This is a genomic window from Nocardia sp. CA-136227 (assembly GCF_050955695.1).
In the GTDB taxonomy this organism is placed as follows: domain Bacteria; phylum Actinomycetota; class Actinomycetes; order Mycobacteriales; family Mycobacteriaceae; genus Nocardia.
The window spans coordinates 689,404-708,538 of the sequence record NZ_CP192081.1 but is presented as its reverse complement, the minus strand read 5'-3'; the positions used below and the strand labels follow the sequence as shown (position 1 = coordinate 708,538).

The 19,135-nt window shown below is 67.8% G+C and carries 18 protein-coding genes and 4 tRNA genes; 9 read left to right on the top strand and 13 right to left on the bottom strand.

Going from position 1 to position 19,135, the window contains the following annotated elements; all coding sequences use genetic code 11:
* Positions 1–12: 12 nt before the first annotated feature.
* The 5 genes from ACQP06_RS03365 to ACQP06_RS03345 all read right to left on the bottom strand — a co-directional run bounded on the left by ACQP06_RS03365 (position 13) and on the right by ACQP06_RS03345 (position 1,363).
* Positions 13–183 carry a hypothetical protein gene (locus ACQP06_RS03365; RefSeq protein WP_433670393.1) on the bottom strand — a complete coding sequence of 57 codons (171 nt, stop codon included), beginning with the start codon at positions 181–183 and terminating at the stop codon, positions 13–15.
* Positions 184–284: 101 nt separating this feature from the next.
* Positions 285–361: transfer RNA gene (locus tag ACQP06_RS03360), tRNA-Phe, on the bottom strand.
* 61 nt (positions 362–422) lie between these two features.
* Positions 423–496, bottom strand: a tRNA-Asp gene (locus ACQP06_RS03355).
* A 36-nt stretch (positions 497–532) separates the two neighbouring features.
* Positions 533–605 (bottom strand) — tRNA-Glu (locus tag ACQP06_RS03350).
* A gap of 92 nt (positions 606–697) precedes the next feature.
* Positions 698–1,363, bottom strand: coding sequence for a TetR/AcrR family transcriptional regulator (locus ACQP06_RS03345; RefSeq protein WP_357089553.1), 666 nt, complete (start codon positions 1,361–1,363; stop codon positions 698–700).
* Positions 1,364–2,459: 1,096 nt separating this feature from the next.
* On the opposite strand from ACQP06_RS03345, the gene ACQP06_RS03340 reads away from it, so the two are divergent.
* The 3 genes from ACQP06_RS03340 (at position 2,460) to ACQP06_RS03330 (ending at position 4,471) form a co-directional block, all read left to right on the top strand.
* A tRNA-Lys gene (locus ACQP06_RS03340) sits at positions 2,460–2,532 on the top strand.
* Between the two features lie 135 nt (positions 2,533–2,667).
* Positions 2,668–3,273 (top strand): DUF937 domain-containing protein, encoded by a 606-nt coding sequence (locus ACQP06_RS03335; protein WP_433670391.1) that lies wholly within the window; start codon positions 2,668–2,670, stop codon positions 3,271–3,273.
* A 214-nt stretch (positions 3,274–3,487) separates the two neighbouring features.
* Positions 3,488–4,471: an acyl-ACP desaturase gene (locus ACQP06_RS03330; protein ID WP_433670389.1), complete on the top strand. Its 984-nt coding sequence runs from the start codon at positions 3,488–3,490 to the stop codon at positions 4,469–4,471.
* Between the two features lie 64 nt (positions 4,472–4,535).
* Here the strand turns inward: ACQP06_RS03330 and ACQP06_RS03325 are convergent, their stop codons facing one another.
* The gene (locus ACQP06_RS03325; RefSeq protein ID WP_357089559.1) at positions 4,536–4,976 is read right to left on the bottom strand and encodes a MarR family winged helix-turn-helix transcriptional regulator; all 441 of its coding nucleotides are present in this window, start codon (positions 4,974–4,976) and stop codon (positions 4,536–4,538) included.
* A gap of 94 nt (positions 4,977–5,070) precedes the next feature.
* Between ACQP06_RS03325 and ACQP06_RS03320 the strand changes: the two genes are divergently transcribed.
* The 4 genes from ACQP06_RS03320 to phoU all read left to right on the top strand — a co-directional run bounded on the left by ACQP06_RS03320 (position 5,071) and on the right by phoU (position 9,927).
* On the top strand, positions 5,071–5,514 hold the full coding sequence (locus ACQP06_RS03320; RefSeq protein WP_433670388.1) for an SgcJ/EcaC family oxidoreductase: 444 nt from the start codon (positions 5,071–5,073) through the stop codon (positions 5,512–5,514).
* A 71-nt stretch (positions 5,515–5,585) separates the two neighbouring features.
* On the top strand, positions 5,586–6,734 hold the full coding sequence (gene dusB, locus ACQP06_RS03315) for a tRNA dihydrouridine synthase DusB (protein ID WP_433670386.1): 1,149 nt from the start codon (positions 5,586–5,588) through the stop codon (positions 6,732–6,734).
* Between the two features lie 245 nt (positions 6,735–6,979).
* On the top strand, positions 6,980–9,145 hold the full coding sequence (locus ACQP06_RS03310; protein ID WP_433670384.1) for an LCP family protein: 2,166 nt from the start codon (positions 6,980–6,982) through the stop codon (positions 9,143–9,145).
* A 110-nt stretch (positions 9,146–9,255) separates the two neighbouring features.
* A complete protein-coding gene (phoU, locus tag ACQP06_RS03305) occupies positions 9,256–9,927 on the top strand; it encodes a phosphate signaling complex protein PhoU (RefSeq protein WP_357089567.1) in 672 nt (223 codons plus the stop codon).
* Here phoU and ACQP06_RS03300 read toward each other — a convergent pair.
* From ACQP06_RS03300 to ACQP06_RS03270, 7 genes are all read right to left on the bottom strand, one after another.
* On the bottom strand, positions 9,924–11,540 hold the full coding sequence (locus tag ACQP06_RS03300) for an MFS transporter (protein WP_433670381.1): 1,617 nt from the start codon (positions 11,538–11,540) through the stop codon (positions 9,924–9,926). The two genes, phoU and ACQP06_RS03300, sit on opposite strands and share 4 nt — an antisense overlap.
* A 143-nt stretch (positions 11,541–11,683) precedes the next feature.
* Positions 11,684–12,460 (bottom strand): phosphate ABC transporter ATP-binding protein PstB, encoded by a 777-nt coding sequence (gene pstB, locus ACQP06_RS03295; RefSeq protein ID WP_433670379.1) that lies wholly within the window; start codon positions 12,458–12,460, stop codon positions 11,684–11,686.
* A gap of 12 nt (positions 12,461–12,472) precedes the next feature.
* Complete coding sequence (gene pstA, locus ACQP06_RS03290; RefSeq protein ID WP_433670377.1) at positions 12,473–13,372, bottom strand: phosphate ABC transporter permease PstA; 900 nt, start codon at positions 13,370–13,372, stop codon at positions 12,473–12,475.
* Complete coding sequence (gene pstC, locus ACQP06_RS03285; RefSeq protein WP_433670375.1) at positions 13,369–14,337, bottom strand: phosphate ABC transporter permease subunit PstC; 969 nt, start codon at positions 14,335–14,337, stop codon at positions 13,369–13,371. Before pstC ends, pstA begins: the two co-directional genes overlap by 4 nt.
* Positions 14,338–14,448: 111 nt before the next feature.
* Complete coding sequence (gene pstS / locus ACQP06_RS03280) at positions 14,449–15,564, bottom strand: phosphate ABC transporter substrate-binding protein PstS (RefSeq protein WP_433673225.1); 1,116 nt, start codon at positions 15,562–15,564, stop codon at positions 14,449–14,451.
* Between the two features lie 229 nt (positions 15,565–15,793).
* Positions 15,794–16,693, bottom strand: a complete 900-nt coding sequence (gene mshD / locus ACQP06_RS03275; RefSeq protein WP_433670373.1) for a mycothiol synthase — start codon at positions 16,691–16,693, stop codon at positions 15,794–15,796.
* On the bottom strand, positions 16,693–17,448 hold the full coding sequence (locus ACQP06_RS03270; RefSeq protein WP_357089585.1) for a winged helix-turn-helix transcriptional regulator: 756 nt from the start codon (positions 17,446–17,448) through the stop codon (positions 16,693–16,695). Before ACQP06_RS03270 ends, mshD begins: the two co-directional genes overlap by 1 nt.
* A gap of 234 nt (positions 17,449–17,682) precedes the next feature.
* Here ACQP06_RS03270 and ACQP06_RS03265 point away from each other — a divergent pair, with 234 nt between their 5' ends.
* On the top strand, positions 17,683–18,555 hold the full coding sequence (locus ACQP06_RS03265; RefSeq protein WP_433670371.1) for an LmeA family phospholipid-binding protein: 873 nt from the start codon (positions 17,683–17,685) through the stop codon (positions 18,553–18,555).
* Positions 18,552–19,013, top strand: a complete 462-nt coding sequence (locus ACQP06_RS03260) for a thioredoxin family protein (RefSeq protein ID WP_433670369.1) — start codon at positions 18,552–18,554, stop codon at positions 19,011–19,013. Before ACQP06_RS03265 ends, ACQP06_RS03260 begins: the two co-directional genes overlap by 4 nt.
* Positions 19,014–19,135 lie beyond the last annotated feature (122 nt).

Below are 19,135 nucleotides of genomic sequence, written 5' to 3'. Positions count from 1 at the left end.
GTCACCCCGGCGTCAGTCGTCCTCGTGGTCGGCACGCCGATTTCGCTCTCGCACAATATCCAACGCCCGCTCGGCTGTCGCCTGATCCGGATAAGGGCCCATCCGGTCACCGACCCAGCAGGACTTCCCCTGCTCCGCCTTGTGATGGGAGATGCAGTAATACCACTGGTTGTCCTCGGCCATGCCATCCAGCATTCCACCAAGATCAGCCCCTCAGGTGAGAACACGCGAAGAACCCCGGGAACACCGGAAGCCCCCGTCCGATGGACGGGGGCTTCCAGAGCTGGTGGCCAGAGCCGGGATTGAACCGGCGACCTTCCGCTTTTCAGGCGGACGCTCGTACCAACTGAGCTACCTGGCCGAAAGGCACCCGATTCGAATGCCAAGCTTCGTGCGCTTCTTGCTGTCGCAAAAAGATCTTGCGACCCTGACGGGACTCGAACCCGCGACCTCCGCCGTGACAGGGCGGCGCGCTAACCAACTGCGCCACAGGGCCTTGCTACTTGCTCCGACAACGATGTCACCATCGTTGTACCCCCTACGGGATTCGAACCCGCGCTACCGCCTTGAAAGGGCGGCGTCCTAGGCCGCTAGACGAAGGGGGCCCGCCGGATTTCTCCGGACCGTTTGCTCAACGGCTTCCGTTGGGAGCGGAGATAGCTTATGACAGGCTCCGCGTGATTCCCAAATCAGCTGGTCAGAGTCCCAAGTTGAGATCTTCGAGCCGGGCTGACACCCGCCAGCCCACGCGGCGGAACTCCTCGGCCCACTCCGGTGTCGCGGTGGCGTCGACGATCACCTCGAGCGCCTCGGCGAACCGGGCTCGCAGATCGGCCGGACCGGTGAGCACGTCGGCGATGTAGCGCTGGCCCGCGAGGGCCGCCGCCAGGGTGCGGGTGAACCGGTCCGGGTCCGAATCCGGGCGCAGCTGTTTGTGCTCCGCGGCCCGGACCGCGAGCTGCCGGATGGCGCGCCCGAGGATGCGGCCGCCGCCGGCCTGGATGTCGCGATAGAACTCCGGCTCGATGATGAGCCGGAACTCGGCCTGGATGATGATGTCGTTCTCCAGCCGCAACGCGATCTCGTCGATCATGCCGTGCAGCACGTCGAGTGGACCGAGATCGGTTCGGGTGAGCCACCTTTCGGTCGATGCCCGGTAGCGGTCGACCGCCGCTTCCAGCACTGCGCGCGCCAAGTCCTCCTTGGAGTCGAAGTGAAAGTACATGGCCCCCTTGGTCGCCCGGGAACCTTCCAATATGCGGTTGAGCGATGCAGCGGCATAGCCGCTCTTCCCGAACTCAACGGCGGCGGACCTGATGATCGCCGCGCGTGTCCGGCGGGCCCGCTCTTGCTGCCGTGCCATGCTCGAAACGCCTCCGAAGCTAGCTAACCGTCGCCGACCGCGGTACGGCCTCGACGCGAAGTTACGTGTCTTTCAAATACTTCAAATCGGGCTACGCCCGGAATTACCAAACTTTTGGTACGAAAAAGCGCGAGAAACTTGAAACACACCAACTGGTATAGGTTTTCCCGCCCGGTGTGCCCCGGAGGTGCGTATCCGGGCGTTCACGTCGTCCTGGTCCGCCTCCCCGCAGCTTCATCTGTTGGAGCCGCGATCGGATGGGCCGGTCGCGACACGTTCGGGCACATCAACGATAGGCCGAATCCCGTGCCGCCGGGGCAATCCCAGCTCCTCGGGAATTCACCAGTCGGTCACCGTACCCGGAAAGCGCACCCAGCGTGACGTGTACCGGAAAGTCAGTTAGCCAGCACACCTCCTTTCGAAAACCGCAATTCCCCAGCAATCGTATGGACGATTGGTTCGAAACGACGAATTCGCCCATATCTCATCGGAGTTCGCACCGGTGATCATGGAAACACGCGCCGACGCCGCCCGGCCCGCGGTACCGCCGAGCCGCCACCCCCGCGCTCGGACCGGACCGGGCCGGTCGCTTCCCCCCACCCCAAAAAGCTTGCCACGCATCACCATTGGATGATATTCACACTCCATGGCCACGAAACAAACTGAGTGGCAAGGCGATTGCCGGGGCCGCCCGAGCCCGGGATCGACGCGAGCCCGCGAGAGCGCGAAGGGTCGCCCGGACGCGTCCGGGCACGACGGGACCACACCGTCCCCGCACCCCGCCCACACTCCGCGCCGACCCCCGTGGCACCCCGGCTCTGCCCCGTCGCGGTGACGCACCGACCGGTCCGCACCCTCACAGCGCCACATCGTCCCTCCCCCGCGCCGCCGCGGCTCCCCGAGCCCCGGCGATCGGCACGGCCGGTCACACCATCGGCACAACCCGTCACGCCGCTCGCGCCGTCCGAGCGCCCCTCCCCGACCTGCCGCACGCCCGAGGACACCACCATGACCTGCGCAAATACCGTCTGCCAGAGCACAATCGGATACTCGTTTAACACTTGCGGGCCCCGCCCATTAAACTGACGTCCCGCACGCCCCTATAGCTCAGTTGGTAGAGCTACGGACTTTTAATCCGCAGGTCCCAGGTTCGAGCCCTGGTGGGGGCACAGCCGTGCGAGGGCCCGGAACACCCGTTCCGGGCCCTCGCCACATCCGCGAATCTGTGGCAATCTGTCCGGTTTTCACCTACCGTGACCCCGGTAGGGCTTTTCCCCGGGAATCCATCACCACAGGCGGAGTTCATGACTTCCTTCGATGACCTGCTCTCTCGAGTTCCTATCGCCCAGATCGCCGAACAGCTCGGCGTCGATGAGGCCACCGCCAAGACCGCGGTCGACGCGGCCGTGCCCGTCCTGCTCGGCGGTTTCCAGGCACAGGCCGGCAACCCCGAGGTCGGTCTGAATCTGGAGAACGAGGTCGCCAACCAGCCGCTCGGTCTGCTGGACGGCGGCGTCGACATGAGTCAGGTGGATGTCTCCAACGGCAGCCAGATCGTCGACCAGACGTTCGGCGCCGAGAAGAACACCGTGATCAACGCGCTCGGAAATGTCGGCGGCAGCAACATCAGCCAGGACCTGATGGGCAAGCTGCTCCCGATGCTCGCGCCGATCGTGCTGGCCTACCTCGGCAAGAAGGTGCTCGGCGGCGGAGCGGCCGCTCAGCCCAGCGCGGCCGGCGGCGCGGCCGGCGCCGGCGGCCTCAGCGACATCCTCGGCAGCCTGCTCGGCGGGGCCACCAGCGGCCAGGGCGGCGCGGGCGGGCTGGGCGATATCCTCGGCAAGGCCATGGGCCAGAACGCCGGTGGCGTCCTCGGCAGCGTGCTGGGCGGTCTGCTCGGGAAGAAGTGATCTCGCATCCATTGCTGATGCACGGTTAACGAAGCGCGGCCCACAGCGATAGACCCCCTAACGCTGTGGGCCGCGCTTCTTATGACATCCCTCACCAACCTCGCAATGGCGCACAGATGAGTTTCACATCACCCTACGGTCACGTAAGGTATGGGCCGCGGCGGCAGGCCGGCGAGGGTACGACAGCACGACGCATGACACGAAGGGCATATGTATGGCAAAGGATCTGACTCAACTCGAGCTACTGACGGAGTTGGAGCCGGTTGCCGAGGAGAACGTCAATCGCCACCTCTCCCTGGCCAAGGAATGGCACCCGCACGATTACGTGCCGTGGGACGAAGGCCGCAACTTCGCGGCCATGGGCGGCGACGACTGGGATCCGTCGCAGTCGAAGCTGAGTGAACTGGCCAAGGCGGCCATGATCACCAACCTGCTCACCGAGGACAACCTGCCCTCCTACCACCGTGAGATCGCCGAGAACTTCTCCCAGGACGGCGCCTGGGGCACCTGGGTCGGCCGCTGGACCGCCGAGGAGAACCGCCACGGCATCGTGATGCGCGACTACCTGGTCGTCACCCGCGGCGTCGACCCGGTCGCCCTCGAGCAGGCCCGCATGATCCACATGACCAACGGGTTCGCCTCCCCCACCGAGCAACTGGAGCAGACCGGCAGCGCCGGCTTCCTGCACTCGGTGGCGTACGTGACCTTCCAGGAACTCGCCACCCGCGTCTCGCACCGCAACACCGGCCGCGTGTGCGACGACCCGATCGCCGACCGCATGCTGCAGCGCATCGCCGCCGACGAGAACCTGCACATGATCTTCTACCGCAACATGTGCGGCGCGGCCCTGGACCTCTGCCCGGACCAGGCCCTCGAGGCGATCACCATGATTCTGGAGAACTTCCAGATGCCCGGCGCCGGCATGCCCAACTTCCGCCGCAACGGCGTGCTGATGGCCAAGCACGGCATCTACGACCTGCGCCAGCACCTCGAAGAGGTGGTGAACCCGGTGCTCAAGAAGTGGCAGATCTTCGAGCGCACCGACTTCACCGCGCGCGGCGAGGAGACCCGCGAGCGTCTGGGCGTCTTCCTCGAGCAGCTCGGCAAGGACGTCGTGAAGTTCGAGGAGCAGCGCGACAAGATGCTGGCCCGCGAGGCCGCCAAGCGCGATCGGGACCTGGCCTCGGCCAACGCCTGATCCGGCTCGAATTCGGCACGGCCCCTCGGGATTCCGATCCCGGGGGGCCGTCGTCGTCTCCGGGTCAGTCGATCTCGTCGACCGCCTCCTGGAACGCCAGGCCCGCGCGCTCGAAGTAGTCGAACAGGACCTCCTGCTGCTCAGGGGTGTAGCCGAGCAGGATCTCGCCGACCTTGCGGCGCGCGGGGGCGAGCACCCGCTCGAGGTCGCCGGGGTTCGGGATCGGTTCGATGAGGACCTTGCGGCGGTCGGCGGCGTCGGGGACGCGGCGCACGTGGCCCGCCTGCTCCAGGCGGTCGATGAGGCGGGTGGTGGGCCCGGTGGTCAGTCCGGTGCGGGCGGCGAGCTCACCCGGCGTCATGGCGCCGTTCAGGTCGAGGATGTTGAGGGCGTACAGGTCGGTCGCGCCGAGTCCGACGGCCCGCGCCCCGGCCTGGGCGTGCAGCACCAGGGCGCTGAGGTAGCGGCGATAGATCGCACTGGCCCGTGCGGGGTCCGACAGCATGGGACGCCTCCGATTCAATTCTCTTCTTGAAGGAAGATACTTCTCATGAGAAGATACTTTCCAGGAGCAGCAAACACCTGAAGGGGATTGAACCATGAACGGCAACACCGATTTCGACGCCATCCACGCCCTGCTCGACCGTGTCGCCGCGGCCTGGAACGACGGCGACGGCACCGCGTATGGCCACTGCTTCACCGCCGACGCCACCGACGTCACCTTCGCCGGGACCGTCTACCACGGCGGCGCGGAGATCGGCCGGGCCCACCAGGCGCTGTTCGACTCCTTCCTGAAGGGCACCCGCATGTGGGGCGAGACCCTCGACATCCGCCGCTACGGAGCCGACACCGTTGTCGTCGTATCCGCCGGAGACGTGGGCAAGAAGCAGCCCAAGAAGCTCGGCAAGCTCGTCACCTACACCGTCGTGCGCGACACCGACGGCGAGTGGCGAATCGCCGCGATCCAGAAGACCCAGCGCAAGCCCGTCATGGAGGCGATCAGCTTCAAGTTCCAGCCCGGCACCCGGCCCGCCGCCCGCTGACGCTGTGACCGGGGGCACTCGAGTGGACGGGCGGCTCTGGCCGCGACGGCGCGGATGAGAGACTGGGAGGCGTGACTGCCTCGCTCGAAGCCCCCAAGACCGAGTTGCGAATCGGGCCCTACCCGCTCGATCCGCCGGTCGTGCTGGCCCCGATGGCGGGCATCACCAATGTCGCCTTCCGCACCCTGTGCCGCGAATTCGGCAGCGCCACATCGCTGTACGTGTGCGAGATGATCACCGCCCGCGCCGTCGTCGAGCGCAACGAGAAGACCCTCAACATGATGGCCTTCGGACCCGACGAATCGCCGCGCTCCATGCAGCTCTACGGCGTCGACCCCAAGACCCTCGGCGAGGCCGTGCGGATCATCGTCGGCGAGGGCTGGGCCGACCACATCGACATGAACCTGGGCTGCCCGGTCCGCAAGGTCACCCGCCTCGGCGGCGGCTCCGCCCTGCCCTACAAGCGGCGGCTGTTCCGCGAGATCGTGCGCGAAATGGTCTCGGCCGCAGGCGAAGTGCCGGTCACCTTCAAATTCCGCATCGGCATCGACGACGACCACACCACCTACCTCGACACCGGCCGGATCGCCGAAGAGGAAGGCGCGGCGATGGTTTCGCTGCACGCCCGCACCGCCGCCCAGCTCTACTCCGGGCAGGCCGACTGGTCGGCCATCGCGCGGCTCAAGGAGACCGTCACCACCATCCCGGTGCTCGGAAACGGCGACATCTTCAGCGCCGACGACGCCCTGCGCATGATGGCCGAGACCGGCTGCGACGGCGTCGTGGTGGGCCGCGGCTGTCTGGGGCGGCCGTGGCTGTTCGGAGAACTCAGCGCGGCCCTGCGCGGCGAGCCCATTCCGGCCGGACCCTCGCTCGGCAAGGTCGGCGAGATCCTCTACCGGCACGCCGCCCTGCTCGTCGAGCACGACGGCGAGGACAAGGCGATGCGCGACATTCGCAAGCACATGGCCTGGTACCTGATGGGCTTCCCGGTCGGCTCGGCGCTGCGGCGGCAGTTCGCCACCGTGACCAGCCTGGCTCAGATCGGGGATCTGGTCGGGCAGCTGGATCCGGACGTGCCGTTCCCGGAGGACGCGCTCGGACCGCGCGGACGGCAGGGCTCCCCGCAGACGAAGGTCGCGTTGCCCGACGGCTGGCTCGACGATCCAGAGGACGCGACCGTCCCGACCGCCGCCGACGTCATGCACTCCGGCGGCTAGCGACCGCCCTGGTTCAGCCGCCTGTCGCCGCCGGCGATCCGGCACGATCCGGTCAATGTCCGGCCCAGCTCCCGGGTGCTGGGCCCAGGCCCTGGCACACTTTGCGGAACGTTCGTCCCAGCGGTCGAAGCATTCCGACAAAGCAGAAAAAACGGATCTACCTGGGTGGACACATGTTCGAGTGGTTCGCCGTGGCGAAATCGTTATCATGGCCCTCGGCATCAAGAGCAAAGTGAGGTTCGTTGGTGGGTGACGATCGGTACGGGCGTACGCCACGGCCCGGAGGTCGCGCCCCCTGGGAGCGCTACTCCGAGGACGGCGACGATCTGTCGCGCGCGGGCCGCCGCTCCCGGCACACCGACGACGCCGATTCCGCCGCCGCGCCCATCTCGGTGCAGGACCTGGTCGAACGGGTGGACAGCGAGCGCCAGACGCGCCGCCGTCCCCGCCCCGACACGGGCAAGCAGAACGCACCGGCGGCCACCAACGGCACAGCCGACCGAGAACCGGCCGCACCGGCACCCGTGCCCCCGCCGGACGGCGCACCCGCCGCCGGCGCCCGGCCCGTGGTTCCCCCGCCCGCACCGGGCACCCAGCCTCCGCCCGCCGGAAACCAGCCCGGCACGGGTTCGCAGCGCACCGTGCGCGACGACAGCCACCTCCGCCGGGTGGCGGCCGCACCGGGCACCGGCAGCGGCCGGACCGTCCGCCGCGCCGACCCGACCGCCGATCTGGTCACCGACGAACTACCCCCGGTCACCGAGGCCATCCCCGCCGCCGCCCCGACCACGGCCGCGCGTGCCCGCGCCCTGCTGGGCCGCCGGGTCGCCTCGCCCGCCGACTATCCGACCACCGCGCTGCCCGCCTCCGTGGGTTCCGCGCCGGCCAAATGGGTGTCGAGCACGCAACGCCGCCGCAGCCGCCGCGCCGGTCTGGTGGCCCGCGGCGCCACCGCGATGTTCGCGGTGCTCGCGCTGCTGGTGACCGCGGGCGGCTGGAGCTATCTGCGCGCCAAGGACGGCAATTTCCAGCAGGTCGTCGCGCTCGATCCGAACAGCACCGACGTCGTCGACGCCGACGGACAGAACGGCGACGAGAACTTCCTGATCGTCGGCACCGACACCCGGGCGGGCACCAACAGCACGCTCGGCGCGGGCAGTGTGGACGACGCCGAGGGCGCCCGCTCCGACACCGTCATGCTGGTCAACATCCCGGCCAACCGGTCCCGCGTGGTCGCGGTGTCCTTCCCCCGCGACCTGGACGTCTCCCGTCCGATCTGCGAGGGCTGGGACAACGAGAAGGCCACCTACTCCAGCCAGAAGTTCCCGGCCGCCGACGGCGACAAGCTCAATGCCACCTACGCGCTGGGCGGGCCGAAGTGCCTGACCAAGGTGATCACCAAGATGTCGGGCCTGAAGATCAACCACTTCGTCGGCATCGACTTCGCCGGATTCGAGTCCATGGTCGACGTGGTCGGCGGCGTCGAGGTGTGCACCACCAAGCCGCTGGTCGACGAGGTCCTCGGCACCGTCCTCACCACCCCGGGCAAGCAGACGGTCAACGGTTCCACCGCGCTGGACTACGTGCGCGCCCGCCACGTGTACGGCGAGGAACGCAGCGACTACGACCGGATCAACCGGCAGCAGCGCTTCCTGTCGTCCCTGCTGCGCAGCGCGCTGTCCAGCAAGGTGCTGTTCGACCCGGCCAAGCTCGACGGGTTCATCAACGCCTTCGCCAAGCACTCGTTCATGGACAGCGTCACCACCAAGGACCTGCTCACGCTGGGCCGTTCCATGCAGAAGATGCAGGCCGGGAGCATCACCTTCCTGACCGTCCCGACCGCGGGCACCACGTCGTACGGCAACGAGATCCCGCGCGAGTCGGACATCAAGGCCATCTTCCGCGCGGTCATCGACGACCAGCCGCTGCCCGGTGAGAAGAAGTCCGAGCCCCCGGCGGCCCCCGCCGGCGTGCCCGTCGCCAAACCCAAACCGGCCGCGGTGGATCCGCAGACGGTCTCGGTGCAGGTGTCCAACGGTTCCGGCCAGGGCGGCATCGCGGGCACCACCGCGACCAAGCTGGCCGCGCAGGGCTTCCAGATCTACAGCACCGGCAACTACGCCGACGGCGTCTCCGCCAAGACCAAGGTCCGCTACTCCAGCGGCCACGAGGCCGACGCCGGAACCGTGGCCAGCGCGATTCCGGGCTCGATCCTGGAACCCGCGAGCGGGCTGGGCAGCATCGTCGAGGTCGTGGTGGGGTCCGATTTCTCGGGCACCGTGAAGACCCCGACCGCCTTCGGGCAGACCCTGCCCGACACGCCGAGCGACGCGGGCGGGCCCAGTGCGGCTCCCGTCACACTGCCCTCCGACCTCGAGCATGTGAACGCCGCCGACGACCTCTGCAAGTAGGCCGGCCCCCGGACCGGTCGGAGCTGCGGCGACGTTGCCGGAACCGACCGGAACCTACGTTTAACCCACCGTTGGTGACTTGGTCAAGGTCGCGCACTAATGTCTGACTCATGCGTGTCATCTACAACGAACAAATGGCCGAGCTCGCCGATCTGCTCGGCGGCATGGCCGGGCTCGCCGGATCGGCGATGGAGCGGGCCACCGAGTCCCTGCTCACCGCCGATCTCGAGCTCGCGGAGCAGGTGATCAGCGAGTACGACCGGATCGCCGAGATGATCACCCTGGCCGAGGAGAAGGCCTTCGCGCTGCTCGCGCTACAGGCCCCGGTCGCCGGTGATTTGCGGCAGGTCGTCAGCGCCATCCAGATCGTCTCCGACGTGAACCGGATGGGCGTGCTGTCCCTGCACGTCGCCAAGATGACCCGGCGGCGTTTCCCGGCCCACGCCGTGCCGGAGGCCGTGAACAGCTACTTCGCCGAGATGGGTCGCGTCGCGGTCAAGATGGGCGCCACCGCCAAGGAGGTGCTGGAGACCCGCGATCCCGAGCGGGCCGCCAAGCTCACCGACGACGACGAGGCGATGGACGACCTGCGCAAGCACCTGTTCACGCTGATCATGGACCGCGACTGGCAGTTCGGCGTCGCGGCGGCCGTGGACGTGGCGCTGCTGGGTCGCTACTACGAGCGCTTCGCAGACCACGCCGTGGAGATCGGCCGCCGCGTCGTCTTCCTCGTCACCGGCGTGCTGCCGCCCGACCCGGATTCCGAGAAGGAATCGATCTAGTCCTCGTCGGACTCACGCCAGCCCATCAGGACCGAACGGCCCCGTTCGGGACGCCAGGGCAAGGTCGCGGCGACGATGACCGCGCACACGACCAGGGTGCCGACCGCGACGTACGACGCGGCCTCGGCGCCCTGCATGGCCGCGACCTTCATGGCGTGAATCAGATCCGCTTTCGCCGGTGCGACAAGCGGATTCACCGGGGCCTTCACGATCTCCAGGATGCTGATCGGCGTATTGCCCGCCAGCTCCTTCTGCTGCGGATTCATGATCTGCGCGGGAATCGCCGCGATCCGGCCGCCGATCCGGTCGGCGTACACCGAGGACATGATCGACCCCAGCAGGGCGACGCCGAGCGCTCCGCCCACCTCCCGCGTGGTGTCGTTGACCGCCGAGCCCGCACCGGCTTCCTCCACAGGCACCGCGCCCATGATGGATTCGGTCGCCGGACCCTGAACCACCGCGAATCCCAGGCCCATCAGGATCATGGACACCACCACCGGTCCCAGATACGGGGTGTCGACGGTGGTCCGGCCCGCGATGTACATGGCCACCGCCAGGATCAGCAGCCCCGACACCACCATGGCCGTGGTGCCCAGCCGCTGCGCCAGCAGGGTCGCGATGGGCGCGCCGAAGCCGACCGCCACCGCGAAAGGCAGTGAGTGGATGCCGAATTCGAGCGGCGACAGCTCCTTCACGCCCTGGAAGTACTGGGTGATCAGGAACAGGAAGCCGAACGCCGAGAAGTAGGACACGGTGATGGCCAGCGACGGCAGCGCGAAGCGGCGGTTGCGGAACAGGCGCATGTTCAGCACCGGCGTGGGCACGCGTAGTTCCCAGGCCACGAACGCGGCCAGCAGCGCGGCCGAGAGCAGGTAGCCCGCAAGGCTTTCGGTGGCGAACCAGCCGTGCTTGGGGGCCTCGATGATGGACCACACCAGCGCGGTCACCCCGGCCAGGGAGAGCAGGATGCCGACCCGGTCGAGCCGATCCACGTGCGGTGCACGGGATTCCGGCACGGCGGCCAGCACCGCGCCGATGGCCACCAGCGCCACCGGAACATTGATCCAGAACACCGAGTGCCAGGAGAAGTACTCGAGCAGCCAGCCGCCCACGGTCGGTCCGAGAGCGATGGCGATCCCGGCCATGGCCGTCCACAGCGCGATGGCGGCGGCGCGTTCGCGGGACTTGGTGAAGATATTGGTGAGCAGGGCCAGGGTGGCCGGGAAGACCACGGCCGCGAACACGCCCATGCCGGCGCGGGCCGCGATGACCTGGCCGAGGCCGGAGGACAGCGCGCCCGCCGCGGACATGACCGCGACGCCGCCCAGTCCGATGATCATGAACAGCCGTCGCCCGTAGCGGTCGCCGAGGTGTCCCATGGCGAGCAGCAGGCCGGAGAAGGCCAGGGTGAACGCGTCCACGATCCATTGCAGGCCGCTCATATCGGCCCGCAGCTCCACGGCCATGGACGGCAGGGCCACATTGACCAGCGTGTTGTCCAGGACCACGAGCAGCTCCGCGAGACAGATGGCGACCAGAGCCGCGATCTTCGCCCGTTGCGGCAGGTCCGCCGCGGCCCGTCCGGATTTCGGGCTCGCCGTTGAGACGGTCATCCGACACCTCCTTGTACTAAACCAATCGGTTTACCAACGAGCGTCAGACTAACTGTTACTGGCGGTTGCACACAACCACCCAGGGCATAGAAAACGACCCCTGCCGCAAGGGCAGGGGCCGTCAGACGCCGGAAGGTCTGTGACTATCCGAAGCGACCCGAGATGTAGTCCTCGGTCTGCTTCTGCGACGGGTTCGAGAAGATCTTCTCGGTCTCGTCGATCTCGATGAGCTTGCCCGGCTTGCCCTGCGCCTCCAGGTTGAAGAAGGCGGTCTGGTCACTCACACGCGCGGCCTGCTGCATGTTGTGGGTGACGATGACGATGGTGTACTCCTTCTTCAGCTCGGTGATCAGATCCTCGATCGCGAGCGTGGAGATGGGGTCCAGGGCCGAACACGGCTCGTCCATGAGCAGCACGTCCGGCGACACCGCGATGGCGCGGGCGATGCACAGACGCTGCTGCTGGCCACCGGAGAGGCCGCCGCCCGGCTTGTCCAGGCGGTCCTTGACCTCGTTCCAGAGATTGGCGCCGCGCAGCGACTGCTCGGCCACCTCGTCCAGCTGGCCCTTGTTGCGCACGCCCTGCAGCTTCAGACCGGCCACCACATTGTCACGAATCGACATGGTGGGGAACGGGTTCGGCCGCTGGAACACCATGCCGATGGTGCGGCGCACGCCGACCGGGTCGACGGTGGCGCCGTAGATGTCCTCGCCGTCGAGCAGCACCGCGCCCTCGACGCGGGCCTCCGGGGTCACCTCGTGCATGCGGTTGAGCGCGCGGAGCACGGTCGACTTGCCACAACCGGACGGACCGATGAAGGCGGTCACGCTGCGCGGCAACACCGTCAGCCCGACATTGGCGACCGCGTGGAACTTGCCGTAGTAGATATTGAGGTCTTTGACGTCAATTCGCTTGGCCATCAGTCTTTCCTTCTATCGGTTCCGCGTGAGCAGCTTGTTGACCGCCGCGGCGGCGAGGTACAGCAGCGCGATGATCAGGATCAGGGTCAGCGCGGCACCCCAGATGCGCTCGCGGCCGGCGGGCTCGGGGTTCGACAGCTCCTGGTACATCAGCAGCGGAAGCGAGGCCATATTGCCGTTGAAGACATCGAAATTGATCGCCTTGGAGTAACCCACCAGCACCAGCACCGGCGCGGTCTCACCCATGACACGGGCGACGGCCAGCAGCATGCCGGAGATCATGCCGGGCGCGGCGGTCGGAATGACGATCCGCACAATGGTTTTCCACTTCGGGATACCGAGCGCGTAGGACGCCTCACGCAGTTCGTCCGGAACCAGCTTGAGCATTTCCTCGGTGCTGCGCACCACCACCGGCAGCATCAGCAGCACCAGGGCCAGCGACACCGCGAAGGCGCTCTGCGGGTTGCCGAAGGTGGCGATCCACAGCGCGAAGATGAAGAGCGCGGCCACGATCGAGGGCACACCCGCGAGGATGTCGACCATGAAGGTGGTGGTCTTGGCCAGCCAGCCCCGGCCGTACTCGACCAGGTAGACCGCGGCCATGATGCCCAGCGGCACCGCGATCACCGCGGCGATGCCGGACTGCACGATGGTGCCGTAGATGGCGTGATAGACACCGCCGGTGCGCTGGTCGGGCAGGACGCCGTTCTGCGACTTGGTCCACCAGCCGACCGAGGCCACGATGGCCCCGCCCTTCTGCAGCACCACGAACAGCACCCACAGCAGCGGAACCAGCGCGAGGCCGAAGCACAACCAGACCAGACCGGTGGCGACGTTGTTCTTGATCCGGCGAACGGGGCTGACGTGCCGGAAGGTCGGCGCCTTGATCGGCTTGTCGAGTGTGGTGGTCATCCGTTGACCTTCCCGCCGGCGGCGAGCCGAGCCAGTGCGTTGACGACGAACGTCAGTGCGAACAACACGAAACCGGCGGCGATGTAGGCACCGGTCGGCAGCTTCGAGCTGAATTCCGAAGCCGCGGAGGCGATCTTCGAGGCGAAGGTGTAGCCGCCGTCGAACAGCGACCAGCCGCCCGCCTTGGTCGAGGTGCGCAGCACGATGAGGACCGCGATGGTCTCACCGAGCGCGCGGCCCAGGCCCAGCATGGAACCGGCGATCACGCCGGAGCGGCCGAAGGGCAGCACGGTGAGGCGCACGACCTCCCACTTGGTGGCGCCCAGCGCCTGCGCCGCCTCGATGTGCGAGCGCGGGGTCAGGCCGAACACCTCCCGGGAGACCGAGGTGATGATCGGCAGGATCATCACCGCGAGCACCACGCCCGCGGTGAAGATGGTGCCGCCGCCGGCAATGCTGACATTGCCGTCGGAGAAGAGGAACAGCCAGCTCAGGTGCTTGTTCAGGAAGTCCTGGAAGGGCCCCAGTTTGGGGGCCACGACCAGGAATCCCCAGAGACCGAACACGATCGACGGCACCGCGGCCAGCAGATCCACGATGACCGAGAACGGACGCGCCAGCGCCTTCGGCGAATACTGCGTCAGGAACAGCGCGATCCCCACCCCGATCGGCACCGCGATGGCAAGGGCGAACAGCGAACTCAGCACCGTGACCATGAACAGGTCCTTGATGCCGAACCGCAGGTTGTTCTCGTCCTTGACGTTGAACTCGGTGGTGGTGAAGAAGTTCGCCTTGTTCGCCATGATCGAGGGCCACGCCCGGATCAGCAGGAACAGGGCGATCAGGGCGATGGCGGCGACGATGATCCCGCCGGCGGCCGTGGCCGCCGAGCGGAAAGCGAACTCCGCGCCGAACTTCTTGGGTGCGCGCCCCGCGGCCGGGGTGGTGCTGGGTTCGGTCGGCATGAGCGCAGTATCCCCCGGCAGTTGGGCACGGTCTTCCCGCGGGTCGGTCGAAACGGACAGACCCGCGGATGCAATGTCGTCGTGCACGGTCATCGTGTTTCGATCAGGCGATCAGGAGATGGCGTTGATCGCGGTGGTGAGCTTGGTCTTGAACGCGTCCGGCAGCGGCACGTAGCCGGACTCGGCGAGACCGGTCTGGCCGTTGCCGACCGCGGAGGTCAGGAACGCCTTGACGGCCTTGGCGGTGTCGGCGTCGCTGTACTTCGAGCAGACGATCTCGTAGGTGGCCAGCATGATCGGGTACGCGCCCGCGGCGGTGGGCTTGTAGATCGAGCTGTTGTCCAGCACCAGGTCGTTGCCCTCGCCCTTGATCTTGGCGGCGTCGACGGCCTTGCCCGCGGACTCGGCGGTCAGCTCGACCGGCTTCGGGTCGTTGGAGGTGGCGGTGGTCAGCACGCGCACCGAGGACAGCTTCTGCGCCTTGGCGAAGGACCACTCGGTGTAGGTGATGGTGAACTTGGTGTTCGCGACCGCGGCCGAGGTGCCGTCCGAGCCCTTGGCGCCCTCGCCGACGCCACCGTTGAACGCCTTGCCGGCGCCCTTGGTGTAGCCACCGGCGGTGGTCAGGTACTTCTGGAAGTTGTCGGTGGTGCCCGACTCGTCGGAGCGGAAGATCACGCCGATCTTGTCCGACGGCAGCTTGTCGGCCTTGTTGGTGTTCAGGGCCCGGATCGCCTGGTCGTTCCACGCGGTGATGTCACCGGAGAAGATCTTGGCGATGGTCGGCGGGTCCAGGACCAGGTCCTCGATGCCGGGCAGGTTGTAGGCCACGGAGATCGGGCCGAAGACGGCCGGCAGGTTCCAGGCGGGGCTGGCGCAACGAGCGGCGGCCTTGTCGGTCTCGCCCTTCTCGGCGTTCAGCGGCGAGTCGGAGCCCGCGAAATCGGTCTGGTTGCCGATGAACTCGTTGACGCCGGCGCCCGAGCCCGAACCGGTGTAGTCGAGCTTCGCGCCCGAGCAGTTGGTCTGGTACGCGGCGACGAAGCGGTCCATCGCGTTCTTCTGCGCGGTGGAACCACTGGCCTTCAGCGAGGTCTTGCCGCCACAGGCGACATCGATCTTGGCGCCGCCGCCGGTGGCGTTGTTGTCACTGCCACAAGCCGACAGAGTCAGGGCGCCGGCCGCGGCCAACACACCGAGCAGGGCGCTGCTGCGCTTGAGATTCACCAATTCCTCCGGGGGAATCACTTGCACGTCCAACCCCTCAACGGTCGGACGGGCGCGTTTGGCGGCTGTTCGCTGCGAACTAGCGCACCGGGCAGCGGTCTGCGGCCCACTTGCAACGTAAGGGCGGCTGGTAGACAGTTGGACCAGGGCAGGTGAACGACAGATGAACAACCCACCCTGATTGCGGCGCACCACGTGTGACATTAGCCGCACCGTTGCCGAGCGTAATTTACGACACGCTGGAGTAGGCGACGTCGATGTGGAATCGAGTGAATCCGAGCCGGGTGTAGGTGCGCACGGCCGCGGTGTTGTCGCCCTCGGTGTAGAGCAGCACGGCGTCCAGGCCGCGGTCCTTCAGATAGTGCAGACCCGCCAGCGTGAGCAGCCGGCCGAGGCCGCGCCCCTGCGCGTCGGGGTCGATGCCGACCACGTAGACCTCGCCGATCGGCGGCGTCTCGTCGGAATGCACCTTGGTCCAGTGGAATCCGAGGATGCGGTCCGGGTGGGCCGGATCCACGGCGATGAACAGACCCTTCGGGTCGAACCAGGATTCGGCGCGGCGGGCGTCGATATCGCGCTGGGTCCAGCCGCCCTGTTCGGGATGCCAGGAGAAGGCCGAGGCGTTCACGCGGAGCAGTTCGGCGTCGTCGGAAGGCCCGGCGTAGGTGCGCAGTTCGAGTTCGGCGGGTACCGCCAGCTCGGGTAGCTCAGAGTTAGCCAGTTCTCTACGCATTTGCCACAATTCACGCGAAACGGACAAGCCCAGTCGGGCCGCCACCGCCCGCGCGGGCGGCAGATCACCGTGCGCCCACACACGCGCGCCGGGACCCCCGGCCGCCAGCGCGGCAGCCACCAGACCTGCGCCGATACCGCGACCGCGTGCCGCCGGATCGACCGCCACCTCCGCCATCGCGGGGTGCTCGTCGTGCGCCGGCACGAGGTTCGCGTACCCCACGACCACGCCGTCCCGGATGTCCACCAGATGTCTTGCGGGCGAATCAGTTCCGGCCAGCGAGAGCACCGCCTGCTCCGACACCGGGGCCACGCCGTCGGCCGCGGTGGCCCGCTCCAGCAACGCCCGCACCTGCCCGGCCGTCTCGGAATCGGGCCGTTCGGTCCAGGAGGCCATCAGATCGCGCCGTTCGCCGAGGTCAGCTCGGAGTCGTCGGTGCCGTCGGAGTCGGGGAAGGTGACCGCGTCGCCCTTGCCCGGGGTGCGCGCCGGGCGCACCGCCTTGTAGCCGACATTGCGCACGGTGCCGATCAGCGACTCGTACTCGCTGCCGAGCTTGGCGCGCAGTCGTCGCACGTGCACGTCCACGGTGCGGGTGCCACCGAAGAAGTCGTAGCCCCAGACCTCCTGGAGCAGCTGGGCGCGGGTGAACACCCGGCCGGCGTGCTGCGCCAGGTACTTGAGGAGCTCGAACTCCTTGTAGGTCAGGTCCAGCGGGCGGCCGCGCAGTCGCGCGGTGTAGGTGCCCTCGTCGATGACCAGCTCACCGAGGGTGATCTTGCCGGTGTTCTCCGGGCTGGCCACGCCGCCGTTGCGCGCCACCAGGAGTCGCAGCCGGGCGTCCAGTTCGGCGGGCCCGGTACCGGGCAGCAGGATGTCGTCCAGGCCCCAGTCGGCGTTCACCGCGACCAGACCGCCCTCGGTCAGCACGGCCACCACCGGCACCGACGAGCCGGTGCTCCCCAGCAAACGACACAGTCCGCGCGCGGCGGCCAGGTCGGTGCGCGCGTCCACCAGCGCCACGTCGGCGGATCCCGCCTCGAGCAGGGACGCCACCTCCGTCGGAGCGGGCCGCACGTGATGCGGCAGCAACGCCAGCGACGGCAGCACCGCCTCGGGGTTGGGGTCGGAGGTCAGCAGGAGCAGCTCCATGGGGGCCCTCCATCCCATCTGGCATGTGTGTGGCTACCGCGCTGTCGGCCACTACCTCATGCAGGTCATCACAGGTAATCGCTGCCTACATTAGCCTGTGGTGTCTCGGAATTGCCCCCCGCTGCCGCCATGGGCGGGTTGACGGCGCGAATCACCAGCGTCCGCCCCTCCCGAGCGGACTCCCGTAGGTGGATCCGACGCGGATCGGCGACGGCCCCCTATTAGTGTGCAGCTATGCGTTTCCGGAGGCTGCTCATCGGATTGCTCTGCCTGGCAGGGCTGGTCGTGCTGCTCGATTTCGGGGTCGCGGCCTACTCCGAGTACCGCGTCTCACGGCTACTGCGAACCGGTTCGGATCTGAGCGCCGACCCGGAGATCACCTTCCACGAGTCGCTGCGCCACCCGTTCGTGGTCCAGTCCCTGGACGGCGAGTACATCAATATGGACATCCGCGCCCGGGCCATGCGCCCCGACATCCCCGGCAAGATCATGGTCGAGGCCAATCTGAAGGGCGTCCGCCTGCCCATGCGTCAGCTGATCGACGGCGAGGTGGCGCAGGTCCCGGTCGACGAGGTGCAGGCTCGCATGCGCATCGAACCCAACGAGCTCGGCCGGCTGTTCAAGATTCCGGACCTCCAGGTCTTCGGCCCGCCCACCGACAAGTCCGACGGCTCCGGCAATGCCGCCAGCACCGGTCCCAGCACCACGGGCATCATCATCCTGGAGGGCACCGTGCCGATCGGCCCGAACGCCGACACCGTCGCGGTCACCGATTCGCGCGCGGACACCGCGCAGAAGGTCGCCAAGAAGAAGGTCCACGTGCTGGCCGAACTGAAACTCGAGGGCGCCGAGGTACGCATCACCGCGATATCGATCGCCGGGCGCGATCTGCAGTCCGACTCCGATTCGGTACTGCCCGAACAGGATCGGACCGTCATCTCCGAACAGGACAAGCCCGCCATCCTGGCCCGCTTCACCCACACCATCGACACCCGCAATATGCCGTTCGGCATCGCGCCCACCTCGGTGGAGGCCAATGCCGGGCAGATCGTGGTGGAGGGCACCGGTCGCGCCGTGACCGTCGACCTGGATCGGCTACAGAGATGATCGCCCTCGGAATCCTGGCGGTCATCTTGGTCGCGGCGGTCGCCGTCGGCCTGCTGCTGCGCCGCAACGAGGGCCGGGTGCGCGAGCGCGCCGTCGCGCCGCGGCCGCTCGAACCGGAATCCAACCGGGCCGCCCTGTTGGCCGCGGCCGGGGTTGTCCCGGGGCGCCCGACCGTCCTGCACTTCTCCGCCGACTGGTGCGGCCCGTGCGCGGCCGTGCGGCGCGTGGTCGCGGGCGTGGTGGCCGAACTGGCCGACGCCGAGCTGCCGCCGTTGGATCTGGAGGTCGACATCGACGAGTTCGCGGAGCTCGCCCGGGAGCTGAACGTGCTCTCGCTGCCGACCACTTTCGGATTGGATTCTCGAGGATTGGAACGCTTCCGGATCTCCGGCGTTCCGAAGGCCGCGGATCTGCGCACGTCAATGGCCTCTTTGACGGCCGCCGCGTCCGATGAGTGACCAGCATTACGGACCCCGGGTCCAATTTCCCCCGAAAATTGGGTAAACTCCCTCTCGTGCAATCCAACCGCGAGCTGATGCTCACCCGACGCCGCACGGTAGACCTGTGCCGGCTCGGTGGT

Excerpts from the sequence above, each read along its gene's own strand:
- ACQP06_RS03365 (WP_433670393.1), bottom strand. The coding sequence starts at position 183 with ATGGCCGAGGACAACCAGTGGTATTACTGCATCTCCCATCACAAGGCG.
- ACQP06_RS03345 (WP_357089553.1), bottom strand. The coding sequence starts at position 1,363 with ATGGCACGGCAGCAAGAGCGGGCCCGCCGGACACGCGCGGCGATCATC.
- ACQP06_RS03335 (WP_433670391.1), top strand. The coding sequence starts at position 2,668 with ATGACTTCCTTCGATGACCTGCTCTCTCGAGTTCCTATCGCCCAGATC.
- ACQP06_RS03330 (WP_433670389.1), top strand. The coding sequence starts at position 3,488 with ATGGCAAAGGATCTGACTCAACTCGAGCTACTGACGGAGTTGGAGCCG.
- ACQP06_RS03325 (WP_357089559.1), bottom strand. The coding sequence starts at position 4,976 with ATGCTGTCGGACCCCGCACGGGCCAGTGCGATCTATCGCCGCTACCTC.
- ACQP06_RS03320 (WP_433670388.1), top strand. The coding sequence starts at position 5,071 with ATGAACGGCAACACCGATTTCGACGCCATCCACGCCCTGCTCGACCGT.
- phoU (WP_357089567.1), top strand. The coding sequence starts at position 9,256 with ATGCGTGTCATCTACAACGAACAAATGGCCGAGCTCGCCGATCTGCTC.
- ACQP06_RS03300 (WP_433670381.1), bottom strand. The coding sequence starts at position 11,540 with ATGACCGTCTCAACGGCGAGCCCGAAATCCGGACGGGCCGCGGCGGAC.
- pstB (WP_433670379.1), bottom strand. The coding sequence starts at position 12,460 with ATGGCCAAGCGAATTGACGTCAAAGACCTCAATATCTACTACGGCAAG.
- pstA (WP_433670377.1), bottom strand. The coding sequence starts at position 13,372 with ATGACCACCACACTCGACAAGCCGATCAAGGCGCCGACCTTCCGGCAC.
- pstC (WP_433670375.1), bottom strand. The coding sequence starts at position 14,337 with ATGCCGACCGAACCCAGCACCACCCCGGCCGCGGGGCGCGCACCCAAG.
- mshD (WP_433670373.1), bottom strand. The coding sequence starts at position 16,693 with ATGGCCTCCTGGACCGAACGGCCCGATTCCGAGACGGCCGGGCAGGTG.
- ACQP06_RS03270 (WP_357089585.1), bottom strand. The coding sequence starts at position 17,448 with ATGGAGCTGCTCCTGCTGACCTCCGACCCCAACCCCGAGGCGGTGCTG.
- ACQP06_RS03265 (WP_433670371.1), top strand. The coding sequence starts at position 17,683 with ATGCGTTTCCGGAGGCTGCTCATCGGATTGCTCTGCCTGGCAGGGCTG.
- ACQP06_RS03260 (WP_433670369.1), top strand. The coding sequence starts at position 18,552 with ATGATCGCCCTCGGAATCCTGGCGGTCATCTTGGTCGCGGCGGTCGCC.